This window comes from Nocardioides sp. NPDC127503, assembly GCF_040302165.1.
Taxonomy (GTDB): Bacteria; Actinomycetota; Actinomycetes; order Propionibacteriales; family Nocardioidaceae; genus Nocardioides.
Genome location: NZ_JBEORH010000010.1, coordinates 272975 through 290800, shown reverse-complemented (window position 1 = coordinate 290800; position 17826 = coordinate 272975). Strand labels below are relative to the sequence as shown.

Genomic DNA, 17826 nt, shown 5'->3' with positions numbered 1-17826 from the left:
CTATTGGTCGACAAGGGCCCCGCCCGCTCGCAGATCAAACTCGCGACCAGTGTCGCGAAGTACGACCTTGTCGCTGCCGGCCTGGCTGAGGGTGTTGTGTCCCAGGACAAGGCCCGGGTGATCGTGAAGGCGTTGGACAAGATCGAGACCAACCCCCTCGCGAGTGTTGAGGACCTGGTGTTGGCCGAGAAGCTCCTGGTCGACTACGCCACCTGCCTGACCGCGAACGAGCTCCGCATCGTCGGCAAACGCATCCTGACCGAGGTCGACCCGGCCCGGTTCGAAGACGCCGAGGCCAAGGCGTTGTTGGCTGAGGAGGAACGCGCCCAGCAGAAGACCGCGTTGCGGGTGTGGGACAACCACGACGGCACCATCGGCTTCGACGGCGTCTTGCCGACGTCGGTGGGGATGAGGTTCAAGCGGCTGGTCGAGGCCTGGGCCCAACCCCGCAAACAGCAGTTGGTTGCCAAGGGCGCGCCCTTGCCGCCGTGGGAGCGACTCATGGGCCAGGGCTTCGCCCGGCTCCTCGAGACCGTCGACCCCGCCGCACTGCCCAGGCACGGTGGCGACGCGACCACCATCAACGTGGTCATCTCCCTCGAGGAGCTCCGCAAGGACCTCGGCATCGCGACCCTGGGCTACGACGAGACCAACGGGGCCATGATCTCAGCGGCCGAGGCGCGTCGGTTGGCGTGCAACGCCACCATCATCCCCTGGGTGTTGGGCGGCGACAGCGAGGTCCTCGATGCCGGCCGGGGCAGCCGGTTCTTCCAGCCGATTCAGCGCAAGGCGATGCGGTTGCAGCAGAAGTGCTGCCAGGCCGAGGGCTGTGACATGCCACCGGAGTGGTGCGACGCCCACCACCTCGACCCCTGGGCCGCGGGCGGGAAGACCAACCTCAAAGACGGCGCGCTGTTGTGCCCGCATCATCACCGCCTCGCGCACAACTCGGCCTACACCCATGAGCGACTGCCGGATGGAACGATCCGGTTCACTCGCCGCCCCTAAGACGCGCCAGGGTCAAGACTCATGCCGGTCGGTCATCGCCGTGCTGCCCCGTTTCGCAGGTGTTCGCCACCGGTGCGGAGACTTCCCCACCCGCACGGAGGTTCCCCACGCTCCGATACAGGGGGAACCTCCCTTCGCGGGGGAAGTGTTCGGAAGAATGGCTCATCGGCTTGTGAACGATTCACAAGGTCAGGCCCACTGCCGTAGGCGCCACGAGGCAGGATCCGCGGAGCACACGCCCGACCCACGACTCCAAGCCCGTACCCAACTAAGACTCCGCGCCAAACCCCGCCGCCGACCCGATAGCCAGCCAAAATTCTCGACGGATCCCGGTGTCAAGGACCGCGAAGCGGCCGGCGAAGCCGGCGGCCGAAGGCCGTCCTTTACTCCGGGCTCCGGCGAGAACACCCTCCCCGAAAGGGTCGGCGGCCAACAGCCCCACGAAATCACGGCACGTGAGCAACAGTGGGACCCCGCGTACGTCTTCACCAGGTGGGTGAGAATAAGGCCGTGAGCGAGATCCAGTACCTAGACAACCCGGCCAGGCACCGCTACGAGATCCGTGACGGGGAGACCGTTGCGGGGCTGGCGGCGTACCGGCTCCCCGACGACGAGCACGTGGACTTCGTGCACACCGAGGTCAAGGAGGCCTACAACGGGCAGGGGCTCGCCTCGAAGCTGGTGGCGTTCGCGCTGGCGGATGTGAAGGCGAAGGGGAAGCGGATCATCCCTCATTGCCCGTACGTCGCGGGGTGGCTGAAGCGGCACGGTGAGGAGTACGCCGACATCACCGACTGGCCCGCCTGATCACCTGAGATCAGAGGGAGTCTGCCGACTTCCGCGGCTCCAGGCCGAGCTTGGCCAGGGGAGTGCGGGTCATGTGGGCCGAGGGCCACGTCTGGCCTCGCGAGGAACCGCGGGAGTAGGGCCTGGCGCCGGACTGGTACGTCACGAAGAACTCGTCCCCGACCTCGGCGATGCCCTCGGCCAGGTTGGGGAGCCACTGCATGGCGCGGGGACGGATCGTGACCCGATCCTGCACGATCAGCTGGCTGCGCCGGGCGGGGCCGCGGTTGACGCTGAAGACGTACTCCTCCTCCCGGACCACGACGCCCTGGGTGCCGACGGGGGTGCGGACGCCGATGGGGGTCTTGATCTGCCAGGTGTCGTCCTTGCGGATGTACTTGTAGAGGCGGTTGTTCGCGTGCGATCCGACGTAGAGCAGGTCCTTCGCCGCGGCGAGGTAGGAACCGGCGGCGACGGCGATGAGCGGGGAGACGGTCGTGACGGTCGAGAGCGGCTCGGCGTGGACGATCTGGGTCAGTGAGTAGCGGTAGAGGCGGGGTGGGTTGCCCTCGCGGCACACGTAGACCTCGTCGCCGATGACCGCGACGCCGCCGGCGTTGACCGGGCCGCTGACGCTGCCCTTCGGTCCGCCCAGGTAGACGGCGTTGATGAGCTCGCCCGACGGCTTGTCGACCAGAGCCAGCGCGGAGCCGAGCTTGTCGCCGTAGTAGCCCTGCAGGAGCAGCTCGGCCTCGGGGGAGTACGCCAGGCCCTGGGGGATCCAGCCGTGGTCCTCGTCTCCGGTGAGCACTCCCGCGGTGGCGATGTGCGGGATCAGCGGACCGAGTCTGCTGCCACTACGGCCCAGCCAGGTCTCGGTGCGGTCGATGCCGCGTTGGACCCACTTCTGCTGCCTCTTGGCCATCACTTTGGGGTCGATCACGATCAAAAAATCTATCCGCTCGGACACCGATCGGCGGCCGCTTCGGGGCGCGAGTCCGACATCTGTCCACCTGACGGAACGGTCGCGCGACAGGTTCCATGTACTCGCGGGTAGATATGGTGGCAGGATCTGCCGACATGACGAAGCACGCCGACGTGATCGTGGTGGGAGCCGGCCTTGCCGGCCTGGCAGCAGCGGCCGAGGTCGCGGACGCGGGAAAGAGCGTTCTCCTGGTCGACCAGGAACCGGAGCAGTCGCTGGGCGGCCAGGCCTTCTGGAGCCTCGGCGGGCTCTTCCTCGTCGACAGCCCCGAACAGCGCCGGATGGGCATCAACGACTCACCCGAGCTGGCGCTCCAGGACTGGATGGGCTCCGCCCAGTTCGACCGTGACGAGGACCTGTGGCCACGGCGCTGGGCCGAGGCGTACCTCGACTTCGCGGCGGGCGAGAAGCGCTCCTGGCTGCGCCAGATGGGCCACCGCATCTTCCCGGTCGTCGGCTGGGCCGAGCGTGGCGACGGCCGCGCCGACGGCCACGGCAACTCGGTGCCGCGCTTCCACATCACCTGGGGGACCGGGCCCGGTGTGGTCGAGCCGTTCGAGCGCCGGGTGCGCGCCCACGCCGACAGCGGCCGGATCACCTTCGCCTTCCGGCACCGCGTGGACCACCTCGTGGTCGAGGACGGGACCGTCGGCGGCGTACGCGGCAAGGTGCTCGAGCCCAGCGACATCGAGCGCGGGCACGCCTCCACGCGAACGGAGGTCGAGGACTTCGAGCTCACTGGCCAGGCCGTGATCGTGACCTCCGGCGGCATCGGCGGTGACCACGACCTCGTCCGCAAGCACTGGCCCGCCCGTCTCGGCACCCCGCCGAAGTCGATGGTCTCCGGCGTCCCGGCGCACGTGGACGGCCGGATGCTCGCCATCACCGGAGCGACCGGCGCCAAGATCATCAACGACGACCGGATGTGGCACTACGTCGAGGGCATCCGCAACTGGGACTCGATCTGGGCCAACCACGGCATCCGGATCCTGCCCGGCCCCTCCTCGCTGTGGCTGGACGCGACCGGCAAGCGCCTCCCGGCGCCGTTCTTCCCCGGCTTCGACACCCTCGGCACGCTCAAGCACCTGCGCCAGACCGGCTACGACTACTCCTGGTTCGTGCTGACCGAGAAGATCATCAAGAAGGAGTTCGCGCTCTCTGGCTCGGAGCAGAACCCCGACCTGACCGGCAAGGACATCAAGCTGCTCGCCGAGCGGGCGCGCAAGGGCCCCGGTCCGGTGAAGAGCTTCATGGAGCACGGCGAGGACTTCGTGGTCGCCGAGAACCTGACCGCGCTGGTCCACGGCATGAACGGCCTCGCGGAGAAGGACCCGACCGGACCGCAGATCGACGAGAGCGAACTGCGCCGGATCATCGAGGCCCGCGACCGCGAGATCGCCAACAACTTCACCAAGGACGCCCAGATCACCGCGCTGTACGCCGCCCGCCACTACCGCGGCGACAAGCTGCAGCGCACCGCCAAGCCCCACCGGATCCTCGACCCCGAGGCCGGCCCGCTCATCGCGGTCAAGCTGCACATCCTGTCCCGCAAGACCCTCGGTGGGCTCGAGACGGACCTGTCCGGCCGCTGCCTGACCGCCGCCGGCACCCCGCTGCCCGGGCTCTACGCGGCTGGCGAGGTCGCCGGCTTCGGTGGCGGCGGGATGATGGGCTACAACGCGCTCGAGGGCACGTTCCTCGGTGGCTGCCTGTTCTCGGGACGTACGGCGGGCAGGGCCGCGGCCGCCGCGGTCTGACCCGATCGGCTCAGTGGGCGCCGGAGAGGTTCAGCCCGACCACGCCGACGACGATCATCGCCAGGAAGCCGGCCTTGGCGGCGGTGAGGTGCTCACCGAGGAACATCACGCCGATGCCTGCGACCAGCGCGGTGCCGAGGCCTGACCAGATGGCGTACGCCACCGAGACCGGCATCCGCTCCACGACCACCGAGAGCAGCCAGATCGAGGCGCCGTAGCCGGCCAGGACGGCGACCGACCAGCCGAGGTTGCGGAAGCCCTCGGTGCGGGGGAGCAGCGCGGTGCTGACGACCTCGATCGCGATAGCGGCGACGAGCAGTATGGCGGCGTACATCTTCGGGTCCTCCTGAGGCGCATGTAGCGACTGCTACATCGCACCAAATGTAGCAGTCGCTACATGTTGGGCATAATGCTTTTCATGGACCGCAAGGAGGAGCTGCTCGGGCAGGTGGTCGAGCACGTGCTGAAGCAGGGCCTGATCGGTCTGACCCTGCGTCCGCTGGCGGCCGCGATCGGCACCAGCGACCGGATGCTGATCTACCACTTCGGTGGCCGCGACGAGCTGGTCGCGGCGGTGGTGGCGCGCACCAACGAGCTCTCCGTGGCGGCGGTCGGGGCGCTGGAGCCGGCCGATGGCGTACGCGCCGGAGTCGAGGCGCTGTGGCGGGCCTACCGCACCGACCCGTTGCACAGCTGCCTGCAGATCTACCTGCAGGCGGCCGCGACCGGACTGATCGGGATGGAGCCGTATCGCTCGGTCGTACGCGAGACGAATGAGCTCTGGTACGCCGCGCTGCGTGACTACATCACCGCCTGTGGCGCGCCGCCCGAGCGTGCTGGCCGGATCGTCACCCTCGTCGACTCGTCGCTGTTCGGGTTCCACCTGGACCTGGCCACCGACCGGCCCGACGAGCTCGCCGCCGGCGTGGCCGATCTCGCGGTGGCCGCGGGAGCGATCGCCGAGGAGTGATCGGGGGTCCGGCATGATGCGGCGGGTGCGCCGCTCGATCATCTAGGGTCTGCCACGTGGAGTGCCCCAAGTTCGCCGTGAGCGTCGATCTCGTCGTGCTCACCGTTCGTGACGAGGCGCTCTGCGCCCTGGTCGTACGCCGCGGCATCGAGCCGTTCGAGGGCGACTGGGCGCTGCCGGGAGGCTTCGTCCTCGACGACGAGGGCCTCGAGGAGGCGGCGGCGCGCGAGCTCGCCGAGGAGACCGGCATCCGGCCGGGGAGCGTGCACGTCGAGCAGCTGGCGACGTACGGCTCTCCGGGGCGGGACCCGCGGGCGCGGGTCGTGACGGTCGCCTATCTCGCGCTCGCTCCCGACCTGCCGGTGCCTGCGGCTGGGTCGGATGCGGCGGACGCGCAGTGGTGCCCGGTGGATGCGCTGCTGGCCGGCGACGCCCTTGCCTTCGACCACGCGGCGATCCTGCGTGACGGCGTCGAGCGCGCCCGCTCCAAGCTGGAGTACTCACCGCTCGGTGCGGCGTTCTGTGCCGAGGAGTTCACCGTCGCCGAGCTGCGCCGGGTCTATGAGATCGTCTGGGGCGAGCGCCTCGACCCCCGCAACTTCCATCGCAAGGTCACCAAGACCGAGGCCTTCCTCGAGCCCACGGGCACCACGACGACCCGGGACGGTGGCCGGCCAGCTCAGCTCTTCCGCCGGGGCTCCGCCGAGCACCTGCACCCGCCGCTGCTGCGCCGTACGACCTGACGGTTTGGTCACCGTAAGGTCTCGGGCTGATCACGAACCGATAACGGCGGATCCGGTGTGGCCGACGGCACATGCGACTCGGTCTACGCGCGTTGGGTAACTAGACAACAGCCACGGCATTCTTGTCCAGCGGACGCCGTGTCTCGGGATCGAACGCCACCTTTCTTTCGTCTTGAAAAGGTCGTTACAACGCCGAAACGCCGGTGCCAGCACCTGAAACCTCCGCTCGCTACGGTCCCCGAGACCTGTGCGTGAAACTCCTCGAAGGGAACTCGTTTCGATGTCTACCCCCGCCTCTCGGACCTCGCGACGTAAGTCTGTGCAACTGAGGGCCGCCGCGGCCCTCCTGTCCCTGGCCACCGCCACCACCCTGGCCGCGTGCGGCTCCGACTCAGAGGGAGGCAGCAGCGAGGAGGGCTTCGGCACCATCTCGATGCAGTACTCCTGGATCAAGAACGAGGAGTTCGCCGGCGAGTTCTACGCCGAGGACAAGGGCTACTACGAGGAAGCCGGCTTCGACGCAGTCAACGGCATCTCCGGCCCTGACACCGGTGTCGCCAAGCTGCTCTCCGGCAAGGTCCAGATCGCCATCAACGACGCCGCCTCGGTCGGCTCCGCGATCGCCGAGCAGGAGGCGCCGCTGAAGATCATCGGCGCCACCTTCCAGAAGAACCCGTTCACGATCCTCTCCCTCAAGGAGGGCGGCAACATCGCGACGCCGGACGACCTCAAGGGCAAGAAGATCGGCGTCCAGGACTCCAACGTCAACGTCTTCAAGGCGATCCTCGCGGCCAACGGCCTGGAGGAGAAGAAGGACGACATCACCGTCGTCCCGGTCGAGTTCGACCCGACGCCGCTGATGAAGGGCCAGGTCGACGGCTTCATGGCCTACCTGACCAACGAGTCGATCACCGTCGAGCTCGCCGGACACGAGGTCACCAACCTGCCCTACGCCGAGAACGGCGTGCCGTACGTCGCCGAGACCTACACCGTCACCGACCAGTACCTCGCCGAGAACCGCGACCTCCTCAAGGCGCTGCTGACCGCCGAGATCAAGGGCTGGACAGAGACCTTCAAGAACCCCTCCGACGAGGTCGTCAAGGTCGTCACCACCCATTACAACAAGGCGGCCAGCGACTCCGACGGCCTCGAGGCCAGCTTCGGTGAGCTCGACCCGGTCAAGACCAAGCGCGGTCTGGAGGAGTCGCAGAAGCTGATCTCGACGCCGGAGACCGAGAAGAACGGCCTCTTCACCATCTCCGACGAGCTCCAGCAGCAGACCGTCGACTCCCTCGCCGCCGCCGGCTGGGAGGTCTCGGTCGAGGACCTGTTCGACACCTCGATCATCGACGAGATCTACGAGGAGAACCCCGAGCTGAAGGCGTACCAGAAGTAGTCATGGCTCAGGACAAGCTCATGGATGCCGGTGCTCCCGCGGCGGAGACCGATGGCGGCACCGGCATCCACATCTCCGGAATCAGCAAGGTCTTCGGCTCCGGGTCGAAGGCCGTCACCGCACTCAAGGACACCGAGCTCCACACCGACCAGGGCTCGTTCCTGGCTCTGCTGGGGCCCTCAGGCTGCGGCAAGTCGACGATTTTGCGGATCCTCGCGGGCCTGGAGTCGCCGACGAGAGGAGAGGCGTACGTCGACGGCAAGGCTCCCGAAGAACTGCGGCGTGACTCCGAGCTGGGGATCGCATTCCAGGACCACGCGCTGTTGCCGTGGCGCTCGGTGGTCGGCAACATCAAGCTCGTCTTCGAGGTCGCCGGGCGGCGTCCCGACATGTCCTACATCCACGAGCTGATCAAGCTCGTCGGGCTGGAGGGCTTCGAGAAGTCCCGCCCCGCGCAGCTCTCCGGCGGGATGCGGCAGCGGGTCTCGATTGCCCGTGCGCTGGCGCTGAAGCCGTCGGTCCTCCTGCTCGACGAGCCGTTCGGTGCGCTGGACGACATGACCCGGCAGAACCTCAATCTGGAGCTGCTCCGGATCTGGACCGAGAAGCCGGCGACCACACTGCTGGTCACCCACGGCGTGAACGAGGCGATCTTCCTCTCCGACCGGGTCGCGGTGATGTCGCCGCGACCGGGCCGGATCAAGGAGATCATCGAGGTCGACCTTCCCCGACCGCGTACGCCCGACATGATGCGTACGCCGGAGTTCCACGCGCTGGCCGACCGGGCCTCCGAGCTGCTCTTCGGCGACGACGGGCGTGCAGAGGCGGAGTCTTGAGCAAGCGGAGCCTGATGCGGGTGCCCGGCTGGCTCGCCGGCCTGATCGGCGTGGTCGCCCTCTTCATGCTGTGGGCGGTCGTGGCCGTGGCCGGGTTCCCGCCCGACCCGGGGACCGGGTTCACGCCGGTGCCGCCGCCGTGGACGGTCCTCTCGGAGATGGCCGCGGCGGGTCCGTCGGCGTTCTGGGGCGGAGTGCTCCGCGAGACGCTGATGGAGGCGTCGATCGGGTTCCTGTGGGGCAACCTGATCGCCCTGCTGCTGGCCTCGCTGGTGCTCCTGGTGCCGTGGCTGGAGCCGGTGATCATGCAGATCGCGGTGACGACGTACTGCCTGCCGGTGGTCGCCGTGGGCGGCATCTCGATCGTGGTCCTCGGCGGCGCCGAGCAGCCCGGTGACCCGTCGAAGACGTCGATCTTCCTGGCCGCGCTGATGGTCTTCTTCACGACCGTCGTCGGGGCCGTGCTCGGGTTCAAGTCGGCCGATCGCGCCTCGCTCGACGTGGTGCGGGTCTACGGCGGGTCGGTGTGGACGCAGCTGGTGAAGGTACGCCTCGTCGCGGCCGTGCCGGCGATCCTCAACGCGCTGCAGATCGCGGTGCCGACCGCGATCCTCGGCGCCGTCCTCGGCGAGTACCTCGGCTCCACCGACCGTGGCGTCGGGCGCACGCTGATCGTCCTGCAGGGCAAGCCCGACCCGGAGCGGCTCTGGGCCGTCTTCCTGGTCTGTGCCCTGGTCGCCCTGGCCGGCTATCTGCTGCTGGGGCTGGTTTCGCGTCTGGTGACGCCGTGGGTTGCTGGGAGGTCCGGATGAGGTCGGGTGCCAAAGGTCTGTCGCGGGCGGTCCTGGGGCCGGTGCTGCACACCGTCGCCGCGCTGGCGATCGTGGTCGTGCTCTGGCAGGTGTTCGTGTCGTTCTCCAGCGTCTCGGAGTTCGTCGCGAAGGGGCCGCTGGACGTCGTCGACCACCTCTTCACCGGTCCGGACGCGGCTGAACACCGGGCGTCGCTGTTCCCGCTGACGTGGGTGACCCTGAAGGACGCCGCGTTCGGCTTCCTCGCCGGGATGGCGCTCGCGGTGGTGGCGGCAGTGCTGTTCAATCTGTCGCGTACGGTCGAGGCCGGCGTGATGCCGCTGGCGCTGCTGCTGCGCTCGATCCCGCTGGTCGCGATCGCTCCGGTGGTCATGCTGATCACCGGTCGCGCGTCGACCGCCTCGGTCGTGGTGCTCGGGATCATCGTGGTGCTGTTCCCGGCGCTGGCCGCGGTCCTGTTCGGCCTCTCGCAGGCCTCGCCGCAGTCGCTGGACCTGGTCGCCGTCTACGGCGGATCGCGGCTCACCGCGATCCGGAAGGTGTCGCTGCCCGGCGCGCTCCCGTCGATCTTCGCCGCCGCCCGGGTCTCGGTGCCCGGCGCCGTGACCGGCGCGCTGCTGGCCGAGTGGCTCTCGACCGGCAAGGGCATCGGCGGCAACATCCAGAAGTTCCCCGCCGCCGCCCGGTTCGACGACCTGTGGGCAGCCGTCGCGATCATCACCGTGGTCACGCTGGTGCTCTACAACCTCGTCCAGCTCCTGGAGTCGGTCGCGCTGGAACGGATGGGGATGGGCGCCTCGCAGTAGCGGGCCAGTAGCCGGTCAGTAGTCCGTGCGGTCCCGCTTCGCGAGCCACGCGTCGAACGGGTCGTACGCCTGCGGGATCCGCAGCTCGTCGACCTTGGTCGGCCAGTCGTGGTGCTCGTTGGCGCGGCCGGTCCCGAACAGGTCGTAGAAGGCGCGGTCATCGAACCCGCCCTTGGCCGCGTCGTCACGGTCGGCCGCGTAGACGACGCGGTCCAGGCGCGCCCACAGCCCGGTCGCCAGGCACATCGGGCAGGGTTCGCACGAGGTGTAGAGGGTGCAGCCGGCCAGCGAGAAGCTGTCGGCCTCCTTGCAGGCGGCGCGGATCGCGACGACCTCGGCGTGCGCGCTCGGGTCCAGGTCGCGGGTGACCCGGTTCTGCCCGGTGCCGAGCAGGATCCCGTCGCGGAGGATGATGGCCCCGAACGGGCCACCGCCGTTGTTGACGTTGCGCACAGCCAGCGCAACGGCCTGCTCCAGCCACATGGTGTCGGTCATGCCTAGTCCCCTCGCACGGGCCCGAGGATCGATGTTCCTATTGCCATTCTGCTCCTCGTCATCACTCGACCTCGTGGAGCCGGTCGTAGGTGGCGCTGATGGCCGAGACGCGGTCGCGTCCGGCGCGTCCCCGTTCGTGGAGTACGCCGTCGGCGAGCACGCTCGCCAGCGACATCGGCGCGGCCAGGGAGTCGAAGGCGAGAGCGCCCTGGACCGGGCACTCCAGCGCGATGTCGGCGCGGCCGAGGTGGACCGTTCCGGTCGGGTCGGCGATCACGATCACCGTGCTCCCGGAGGCCGCGGCGGCGTCGACGAACCCACCGAAGCCCGGCGGCCGGCGGCGGAGCCCGACCGCGACCACCACCGATCCCTCGCCGAGCTCGGCCAGCTCCTCGCCGATGACCTGGCCGGGAGCGGGAGCGAGCGTGACCCGCTCGCGGGTCTGGGTGAGCTGCTGGCGCAGATGGAGCGCGACCGGGTAGGAGTTGCGCCAGCCCGCGACCATCACGTCGCTCGCTCCGGCGATGGCCTGGATCGCCTCGGCGATGCCGGCCTGCTCCACGACCCGCGCGATCGCTCCCGCTTCGCCCTCGGCATGGGCGCTGAGGTCCGGCGCACCCTCGACGCGTCGCGGCTCGCCGGCCGTACGCAGCCCCCGCAGGTGGTCGCGAACCTCATCGAAGCCGTCGAATCCCAGCGATCGGAAGAGCCGGCTCATCGTCGCCTTGGAGACCTCTGCGAGTGAGGCCAGCTCGGCCGCACGGTAGGTCGCCAGGTCGTCGAGATGCTCCAGCAGCGTGTCGGCCGCCTTGCGCTCCTGCGGCGAGAGCTCCTGGTAGTGCGTGGCGATCCGCCGGTCGATCCGCTGGTCCACCCGAGTTGTGCTCACTTCATGCCCGCCCGATCACGCGAACCCGGGTATTGAAGCCCAGGCGTCCGGCTCGGTCGATCCATCGCGCTGCAGGGTCGCCTCGATCAGCCCGTAGGGGCGGTCGGCGGCGAAGAAGACCTCGTTCTGATTCTCGAGGTCGAAGGGGGAGAGGTCGGCGAGGAAGTGGTGCTTGTTGGGGCAGGAGATCTTGAACTCCGCGATCCCCTCGAAGGCCTCCATCACTGCCTTGCCCATCTCGTAGATGGTCTGCTGCAGGGCCAGCGAGTGCACCTCCGCGAAGGTGTCGAGCATGATCGCGCGGATCCGGTCGTACGCCGCGTTCCAGTCCTCCGGGTGGCTCTCCCACCGCCACCACGCGGTGACCTCGGTCGCCAGGATCCGGTCGGTCGTCTCGGCGAGGGTGGTGTAGCGGTCGCGCGGGAAGCCGTGGAACTCGGATCCGGTGGACTTGAGCACCACCAGGTCGGCCAGGCCGGACAGAACGAATTTTCGTTCGCCATAGCTGTTGACCACCGCCGTACGCGTCTCCTGGCCGCGCCGGGCGAACGAAAATTCGTTCGCCGGAATGCGGTCCCAGGCGTAGGCCTCAGCCTTCATCACCGACCCGGTGACCCACGGCTGCCCGGCCCAGTAGGCGGTGAGGTCGAGCAGGAACGCTTCCGGCGAGGTGATGCCGAGCTCCTTGGCCTTCGCGTAGACCACGTTCTTCTGGGTGTCGGTGGCGTGCACGTGCACGTTGTCGCCCTCGGTGAAGGCAGTCGCGAAGTCGCCTCTGAGCTGGGTGGACACGTTCAGGTCGTGGATGGTGTGTCGCGTGCCCTCCCGGTCGACCTTGACCAGGCGTACCTCCGCCTTGCCGTGCTGGTTGGGGCCAAGAGTGATCGACATCAGCTTCCTCGATAGGTCGTGTAGGAGAACGGGCTGAGCAGGAGGGCGACGTGGTGGTGCTCGCCAGCGGTGACGGTGAACGCGATGGTCACCTCGGGGAAGAAGTTCTCGCGATCCTGCTCGGCGAACCAGGGTCCGGTCGCGAAGGTCAGCATGTGTGGCCCCGGCGGCACGTCGCCGTCGAACCGCACCCGCCCGTCGGCGTCGGTGGTCGCGGTGCGAGCGCTGTCGTCGGGGAGGGTGAGGTAGAGCGCGAGCCCGGCGGCGGGGCGGCCGAGGGCGGCGTCGAGTACGTGTGTGGAGACGGTGGTCATACGACGCAGTGTCACACGATCAAGGTTTGCAGTCGGAGCATCGCGATCTCGGCGAGCTGGCCCTTGGTCACCGTGATTTCGGTAGCCGGGTCGTTCTCCAGCCGCTCCTCGAGAAGCGCGAGCATCTGCTCGGCGCTGCGTCCCGCCGCCCGCACCAGATAGATCCGCCCGAACCGCTCCTCGTAGGCAGCATTGCCCGCTCTCAGTCGAGCCTGCACCTCGACGTCGGCCGGGTCGACCCCGGCCTGCTCGCGGGCGGAGAGCGCCGCGCTCTCCCCGTCCCCGGAGTGCCGTTCCCCGATCCGCGGATGATCGGCCAGGGCTGCCTCGACCTCCTCGTCCGTCCAGGCCGCCGCCAGCTGCCTCGCGGCTGCGAGCAGGTCCGGTAGGTCCGTATACGGCCGCCCCGCGACCAGCCCGGCCGCCCACGAGGGGATCGCAACACAGGGTGCGACCACGGCTTCCGCCTCTTCGGCAGGCAGTGCATCGAACTCGGCGAGCGTCATCGTCACCAGGTCAGCCTATGAAACGAGCGTTTCGGCGTCCGAAACGCAGGTTGCCTTTGTGTAACGCCCGGCGGCTACCCCGCGAAGCTCTGCGCGAGGGCGAGGAGGTCGCGGTCGCGGCCCGGTGCAGCGACCAGGCAGAGGCCGGCCGGAAGATTCGTGGGCGTGCGGACCGGGATCGAGACGGCGGGGAGGCCGGCGATCCCGGCGATGCAGGTGAGGCGCATGGTGTCGTCGCGAACCCCGGCTGCGTCGGCAGCGGTCGGCGCCACCGAAGAGGCGCTGGGATAGGCGAGGACACGGTCGCCGACCACGTCGAGGATCTCCGTACGCGCCTGCGCGAGCACGGCACGCGCGTCGGCGGCCTGCTCCCGCGTCACCGAACGGGCCATCTCGAACCGACCCCGCACGGCCTCGCCGAGCGTGTCCAGCCGGGTCCCGAGCCAGGCCCCGTGGGCCTGCCACGCCTGGTAGGCCTGTCCGGTGACGAAGGCCTGGCGCCACTCGTCGAGCTGCGGCGGTTCCCAGGCCAGCGGCTTGGCTTCGGGCAGCGCCTCGCTCACCGCGGTGGCGACATCCTCCGAGGCGAGCCCGACCAGCGACGGCACCAGGTAGATCTCGTCCAGGGCGGGCGACGACGCCGGCGCCTCCGGCAGCAGTACGTCACCCACCGCCTGCAGCAGGAACGCCGAACGAGTCATCCACCCGACGGTGTCGAAGGCCTTGGCGAGCGGAAGCAGGCCCTCGCGCGAGACGGCCCCGTGCGACGTACGGATCCCGTAGAGGCCCTGGTAGGCGGACGGGACCCGGATCGAGCCGCCGGTGTCGGTCCCGAGCCCGATCGAGGCCTGGCCGAGCGCGACCGCGGTCGCCGATCCCGATGACGAGCCGCCGGGGATCCGCCCGGGAGCCTTCGGGTTCGGCGGCGCCCCGTAGTGGGCGTTGAGCCCCGACAGCGAGTAGGCGAACTCCTCGGTGCGCGCGATTCCGCGAACCGATGCCCCGGCGTCGAGCAACGCGGCGACGGCGACGGCGGCGGCGTGCGACGGCGTCACCGGCGCCTGCTCCAGCCATGCCGGGCTGCCGGCGCCGACCGCGAAACCGGCGACCGCGAAGAGGTCCTTGACCGCGACGGTCTCTCCGGAGAGGGCGCCGTCGGCGGTGTGCGAGGAGACCAGCGGGTCGCCGACGACCCGCCAGATCCGGGTGTCGAAGGCCGGCGCGGGCGCCGAGACATGGGCCGCGGTGACCTGCCAGCCGCCGTACTCGATCCGCACGGGGTCCCGCGCCCACAGCTGCGTCTGCAGCCCGCGCCCGCCGCGGTCGAGCTCGGTGACGGCCACGATCAGCGCGTGGTCCTCGTCGATCACCTGCACATGGGTCTGCACGATGCGACGCTTCGGCGCGCCGCCGCGCGACCCACGAAAGGCGGCGATCTGCTCGTGCCCGACGAGCAGTCCGGCCGCGTCGCCGCGCAGGGTGGTCGGTGAGTCGGCGAAGAGCGCGTCCAGAGCGGCGATGTCGTCGGACATCAGCGCGCTCTCGTACGCCCGGAAGGCCTGCAGCAGCCCGTGCGGGACCGGCTTGAGCTGGGCGCCGTCCCGAGCTTGTCGAGGGGTCATAGGGCGAAGTCTGCCTTGCGGATCGTGGCGTGTACGCCTTTGACGCTCAGAAGACGAGCGAGACGCCGAGCAGCACCGCGATGAGCAGCAGTGCCCCGGCGAGGATGAACCCAGTGGAGAAGGCCGGCAGCGGGCGCCGCTCCCGCATCGCGCGCTCGACCCGTGCCCAGCGGACCATCGCGAGGATGGTGCACACGATCGCGGTGAGCACCAGCAGACCGATCACCCCGATGCGTACGCCCTCCGTGGTGGGCACCCGGAACGAGTGCAGCGCGACCGCGCCGGCGAGCAGGCCGAGCACCGTGCGCGCCCAGGCCAGGAAGGTGCGCTCGTTGGCCAGCGTGAACCGCGGGTCCGGCTCCGAGCCGTGGTGGTAGACCCAGTGCGGGTGCCGGGGGTCATCCTTCGATGGCGTCTCGGTCATGCCCCCATCGTCCACCACATCGGGTCCCGATCTAGATTATTACCCATGGGTAATAGGGAACAGGCGGAGTTCGACCGTGACATCGCGGTCCGCAGGACCGACGAGAAGACGTACGCAGCCGAGCTCGCCCCCGGTTGGGTGGTCGGCGGCGGGGTCAACGGCGGCTACCTGCTCGCGGTGATCGCCAACGCGCTGCGGGCTCACCTGCCGAACCACCCGGACCCGATCGTGCTGAGCGCGTTCTACGCCGGCGCGAGCACCCCGGGACCGGCGGAGGTCCGCATCGAGACCAAGCGCGACAAGGGCTCGCTGGCCATCGCGACCGCCGAGCTGTGGCAGGGCGATGACCTGCGGATCACCACCACGGCGACGTACGCGGACCTCGACGGTCTCCACGCCAAGAGCAGCGGCTTCGAGCGGGTCACCGCGACCGAGCCGGAGCTGCCACCGCTCGATGAGTGCCTCTCCTCGACCACGGCGCCCGAGGAGATGAAGAAGTTCGTGCCGATGCTGGACCGCTATGAGCTCTGCGTGCCGAAGGAGCAGTTCGTCTGGGGTGGTGCCGCGCCGACCGGCGAGGCGGTCTTCACCGGCTGGTTCCGTCATCACGACCGTGAGCCCGACCCGCTCTCGCTGCTGCAGGTGCTCGACGCGCTTCCGCCGGTGACCTTCGGGCTCGAGCTGCCGGGCTGGGCGCCGACGCTCGAGCTCACCTGCCATATCCGCCACAAGCCCGCACCGGGCTGGCTCAAGGTCACCCACTTCTCCCGCAACCTCTCGGGCGGCATGTTCGAGGAGGACTGCGAGGTCTGGGACTCCGAGGGCAAGCTGGTCGCGCAGGCGCGTCAGCTGGCTCGGCTGCCCCGCGCCTGACGGGTCAGAGCGGGGCGGTCACATCGGGGCGCAGCGGTCCTTCCCGCCGTACGCGTCCCAGTGCCACGCCTCGGCGGAGTACTGCTTCAGCCCGAAGTTCAGAGCGTTCTTGTTGAGGAACCGCCATACCGCGCTGGCCGGCTCCGAGGCCCGCGTCGCGCAGGTCTTGCCGCCGGTCGCGCTGGGCTGCTCGAAGTCGATGGCGATGCCGAGCTGGTGGGATGAGTGGCCGGGCTGCGCGGTGAGCGTGTAGTCGCCAGTCGGGCAGCCGCCGGTGGCGTCCTCCTGGCACAGCGCCTTCTGCTTCTTCATCGTCCGGAACGAGCTGCCCGCGACCAGGTCGACGCCCTGCTTCTCGGCCCTCTTGACCAGGGCTGCCGCGGCCCCGGAGATGCGTGCGTTCACGACGGTCAGGCCGTCGGAGCCGTCGATGTAGTAGGGGTCGCCCTTGGTGCTCTCGGTGCCGGTGTTGGGCAGCCCCTCGACCGCGCAGAGCCGCACCGGGATCAGCTTGCCCTCGTCGTACCCCTCGCCCTCGCCGAGGTCCTTAGTCCCCGGCGAGCACACGAGCCCGGTCGAGTCGGCGCGTGGGTTGCCGACCGGCCTCGTTGGTGCCGCGACCTGGAGGAGCTTGCCCTCGGCGGCGCCGGCGGCGCGCTGCTCGGAGGCCTGCACCGCCAGCTCTGCCAAGTGGCCGGTGACCCCGCCCGCCTTCGTGTCAGGGTCGGTCTGACCGGCCTCCGGTGCCGTCTTCGGGACGTCCTCGGGGCAGGTCGTGATCGACTCGCTCAGCGGCTTCTGGGTCCCGGTCGCGAGGGTGATGTTCGCGCACACGACCGTGGTGTGGTCGCGCTTGGCGTAGGTGTCCTGCCAGGTCCGGTAGCCCGCCACCTCGAAGCTGTTGCCTGCCTCGTCGGCCTGCAGCGTACGCAGCCTCAGGCCGTCGCCGTAGGCGCCCGGCTGCTCCAGCCAGGTGCCGATGTCGGCGGCGGTCACCTCCCAGCCGACGCTGCGCAGCGACGCGACCGCCACCGACAGGTCGCTGCCGACGCCGTTCAGGTCGTCGGTCGTCGTCTGCTCCCACTTCTGCATCTGGTCGTAGAAGTCGTACGCCCCGTAGCCCCCGACACCGACCAGCGCGAGCACCAGCAGGCTCACGAGAACCTTCGGCCACCGCCGCCGCTTCTTCGGCGGCTCGGACTCGAACCGGCCGGGACCGAAGCCCTGCGGGTAACCCGGGGGCGGCTGCTGCCCATAGGGCTGCTCGGAGTACGGCTGCTCGGCGTAGGGCTGCTCGGGGTAGGGCTGATCCGGATAGGGCCGCTGGCCGTAGGGATCCTGCTCAGGCGGATAAGGCTGCTGTGCCGGCGGATAGGGCTGCTGCTGAGGCGGGTACGGCCGCTGGTCCGGGTAGCGCTGCCCGCCGGGGTAGGGCTGGTGCTGCCCCGGATGGGGCCGCTGCTGGCCGGGGTGGGGCTGCTGCTGGCCGGGATGCGGCTGCTGTTGTCCCGGGTGCTGGGGCTGCTGCTGTCGGCCCGGATACGGCTGTTGCCGCGGGCCCGGATAGGGCTGCTGTCCCCGGTAGGGCGGGCGAGGCTCGCCTGGGCGCCGCGGTGGCCACTGCTGATCGCTCATGAACGGACCCCGGACGGGGGCAGGCAGGCGATGAGCAGAAGACGGCGGGGCACGGCGTTGGAGCGTACCCAAGAGACA

At 69.5% G+C, this 17826-nt stretch carries 20 protein-coding genes; 10 read left to right on the top strand and 10 right to left on the bottom strand.

The genetic code is table 11. The features are described 5' to 3' along the window. A partial coding sequence (locus tag ABTW65_RS22795) for an HNH endonuclease signature motif containing protein (RefSeq protein ID WP_350664341.1) occupies nt 1-1008 on the top strand: 1008 nt, incomplete at its 5' end. Between the two features lie 510 nt (nt 1009-1518). Beyond that, entirely contained in the window at nt 1519-1815 is a 297-nt protein-coding gene (locus ABTW65_RS22790; protein WP_350664339.1) for a GNAT family N-acetyltransferase, read from the top strand. Nucleotides 1816-1825: 10 nt separating this feature from the next. Here the strand turns inward: ABTW65_RS22790 and ABTW65_RS22785 are convergent, their stop codons facing one another. Continuing rightward, the gene (locus tag ABTW65_RS22785; protein WP_350664337.1) at nt 1826-2737 is read right to left on the bottom strand and encodes a hypothetical protein; all 912 of its coding nucleotides are present in this window, start codon (nt 2735-2737) and stop codon (nt 1826-1828) included. 137 nt (nt 2738-2874) lie between these two features. On the opposite strand from ABTW65_RS22785, the gene ABTW65_RS22780 reads away from it, so the two are divergent. Then, nucleotides 2875-4536 carry an FAD-binding dehydrogenase gene (locus tag ABTW65_RS22780; RefSeq protein ID WP_350664335.1) on the top strand — a complete coding sequence of 554 codons (1662 nt, stop codon included), beginning with the start codon at nt 2875-2877 and terminating at the stop codon, nt 4534-4536. 10 nt (nt 4537-4546) lie between these two features. Here ABTW65_RS22780 and ABTW65_RS22775 read toward each other — a convergent pair whose 3' ends face one another. After that, a complete protein-coding gene (locus ABTW65_RS22775; RefSeq protein ID WP_160024812.1) occupies nt 4547-4870 on the bottom strand; it encodes a DMT family transporter in 324 nt (107 codons plus the stop codon). Nucleotides 4871-4954: 84 nt separating this feature from the next. Between ABTW65_RS22775 and ABTW65_RS22770 the strand changes: the two genes are divergently transcribed. From ABTW65_RS22770 to ABTW65_RS22745, 6 genes are all read left to right on the top strand, one after another. Continuing rightward, nucleotides 4955-5506 (top strand): TetR/AcrR family transcriptional regulator, encoded by a 552-nt coding sequence (locus ABTW65_RS22770; RefSeq protein ID WP_350664333.1) that lies wholly within the window; start codon nt 4955-4957, stop codon nt 5504-5506. Nucleotides 5507-5562: 56 nt separating this feature from the next. Then, on the top strand, nt 5563-6249 hold the full coding sequence (locus ABTW65_RS22765; protein ID WP_350664332.1) for an NUDIX hydrolase: 687 nt from the start codon (nt 5563-5565) through the stop codon (nt 6247-6249). A gap of 319 nt (nt 6250-6568) precedes the next feature. Continuing rightward, the gene (locus ABTW65_RS22760; protein WP_350664331.1) at nt 6569-7645 is read left to right on the top strand and encodes an ABC transporter substrate-binding protein; all 1077 of its coding nucleotides are present in this window, start codon (nt 6569-6571) and stop codon (nt 7643-7645) included. 2 nt (nt 7646-7647) lie between these two features. After that, nucleotides 7648-8481, top strand: a complete 834-nt coding sequence (locus tag ABTW65_RS22755) for an ABC transporter ATP-binding protein (RefSeq protein WP_350664329.1) — start codon at nt 7648-7650, stop codon at nt 8479-8481. Then, on the top strand, nt 8478-9293 hold the full coding sequence (locus tag ABTW65_RS22750; protein WP_350664327.1) for an ABC transporter permease: 816 nt from the start codon (nt 8478-8480) through the stop codon (nt 9291-9293). The genes ABTW65_RS22755 and ABTW65_RS22750 overlap by 4 nt, the downstream gene beginning before the upstream one ends. After that, the gene (locus tag ABTW65_RS22745) at nt 9290-10099 is read left to right on the top strand and encodes an ABC transporter permease (RefSeq protein ID WP_350664325.1); all 810 of its coding nucleotides are present in this window, start codon (nt 9290-9292) and stop codon (nt 10097-10099) included. Before ABTW65_RS22750 ends, ABTW65_RS22745 begins: the two co-directional genes overlap by 4 nt. A gap of 15 nt (nt 10100-10114) precedes the next feature. Here ABTW65_RS22745 and ABTW65_RS22740 read toward each other — a convergent pair whose 3' ends face one another. From ABTW65_RS22740 to ABTW65_RS22710, 7 genes are all read right to left on the bottom strand, one after another. Then, nucleotides 10115-10594 (bottom strand): nucleoside deaminase, encoded by a 480-nt coding sequence (locus ABTW65_RS22740; protein WP_350664322.1) that lies wholly within the window; start codon nt 10592-10594, stop codon nt 10115-10117. A 61-nt stretch (nt 10595-10655) separates the two neighbouring features. Further along, the gene (locus tag ABTW65_RS22735; RefSeq protein ID WP_350664320.1) at nt 10656-11483 is read right to left on the bottom strand and encodes a MurR/RpiR family transcriptional regulator; all 828 of its coding nucleotides are present in this window, start codon (nt 11481-11483) and stop codon (nt 10656-10658) included. A 15-nt stretch (nt 11484-11498) separates the two neighbouring features. Further along, nucleotides 11499-12374 (bottom strand): factor-independent urate hydroxylase, encoded by an 876-nt coding sequence (pucL, locus tag ABTW65_RS22730; RefSeq protein WP_350664318.1) that lies wholly within the window; start codon nt 12372-12374, stop codon nt 11499-11501. Continuing rightward, on the bottom strand, nt 12374-12688 hold the full coding sequence (uraH, locus tag ABTW65_RS22725; RefSeq protein WP_350664316.1) for a hydroxyisourate hydrolase: 315 nt from the start codon (nt 12686-12688) through the stop codon (nt 12374-12376). Before uraH ends, pucL begins: the two co-directional genes overlap by 1 nt. 11 nt (nt 12689-12699) lie before the next feature. Beyond that, nucleotides 12700-13194, bottom strand: coding sequence for a 2-oxo-4-hydroxy-4-carboxy-5-ureidoimidazoline decarboxylase (gene uraD / locus ABTW65_RS22720; protein ID WP_350664348.1), 495 nt, complete (start codon nt 13192-13194; stop codon nt 12700-12702). A gap of 74 nt (nt 13195-13268) precedes the next feature. Further along, nucleotides 13269-14816 carry an AtzH-like domain-containing protein gene (locus ABTW65_RS22715; RefSeq protein ID WP_350664314.1) on the bottom strand — a complete coding sequence of 516 codons (1548 nt, stop codon included), beginning with the start codon at nt 14814-14816 and terminating at the stop codon, nt 13269-13271. Between the two features lie 46 nt (nt 14817-14862). Further along, nucleotides 14863-15240, bottom strand: coding sequence for a YidH family protein (locus tag ABTW65_RS22710; protein ID WP_350664312.1), 378 nt, complete (start codon nt 15238-15240; stop codon nt 14863-14865). 45 nt (nt 15241-15285) lie between these two features. Here ABTW65_RS22710 and ABTW65_RS22705 point away from each other — a divergent pair, with 45 nt between their 5' ends. Next, complete coding sequence (locus ABTW65_RS22705) at nt 15286-16113, top strand: thioesterase family protein (RefSeq protein WP_350664310.1); 828 nt, start codon at nt 15286-15288, stop codon at nt 16111-16113. Between the two features lie 18 nt (nt 16114-16131). Here the strand turns inward: ABTW65_RS22705 and ABTW65_RS22700 are convergent, their stop codons facing one another. Beyond that, nucleotides 16132-17748, bottom strand: a complete 1617-nt coding sequence (locus tag ABTW65_RS22700) for a M15 family metallopeptidase (RefSeq protein ID WP_350664308.1) — start codon at nt 17746-17748, stop codon at nt 16132-16134. Nucleotides 17749-17826 lie beyond the last annotated feature (78 nt).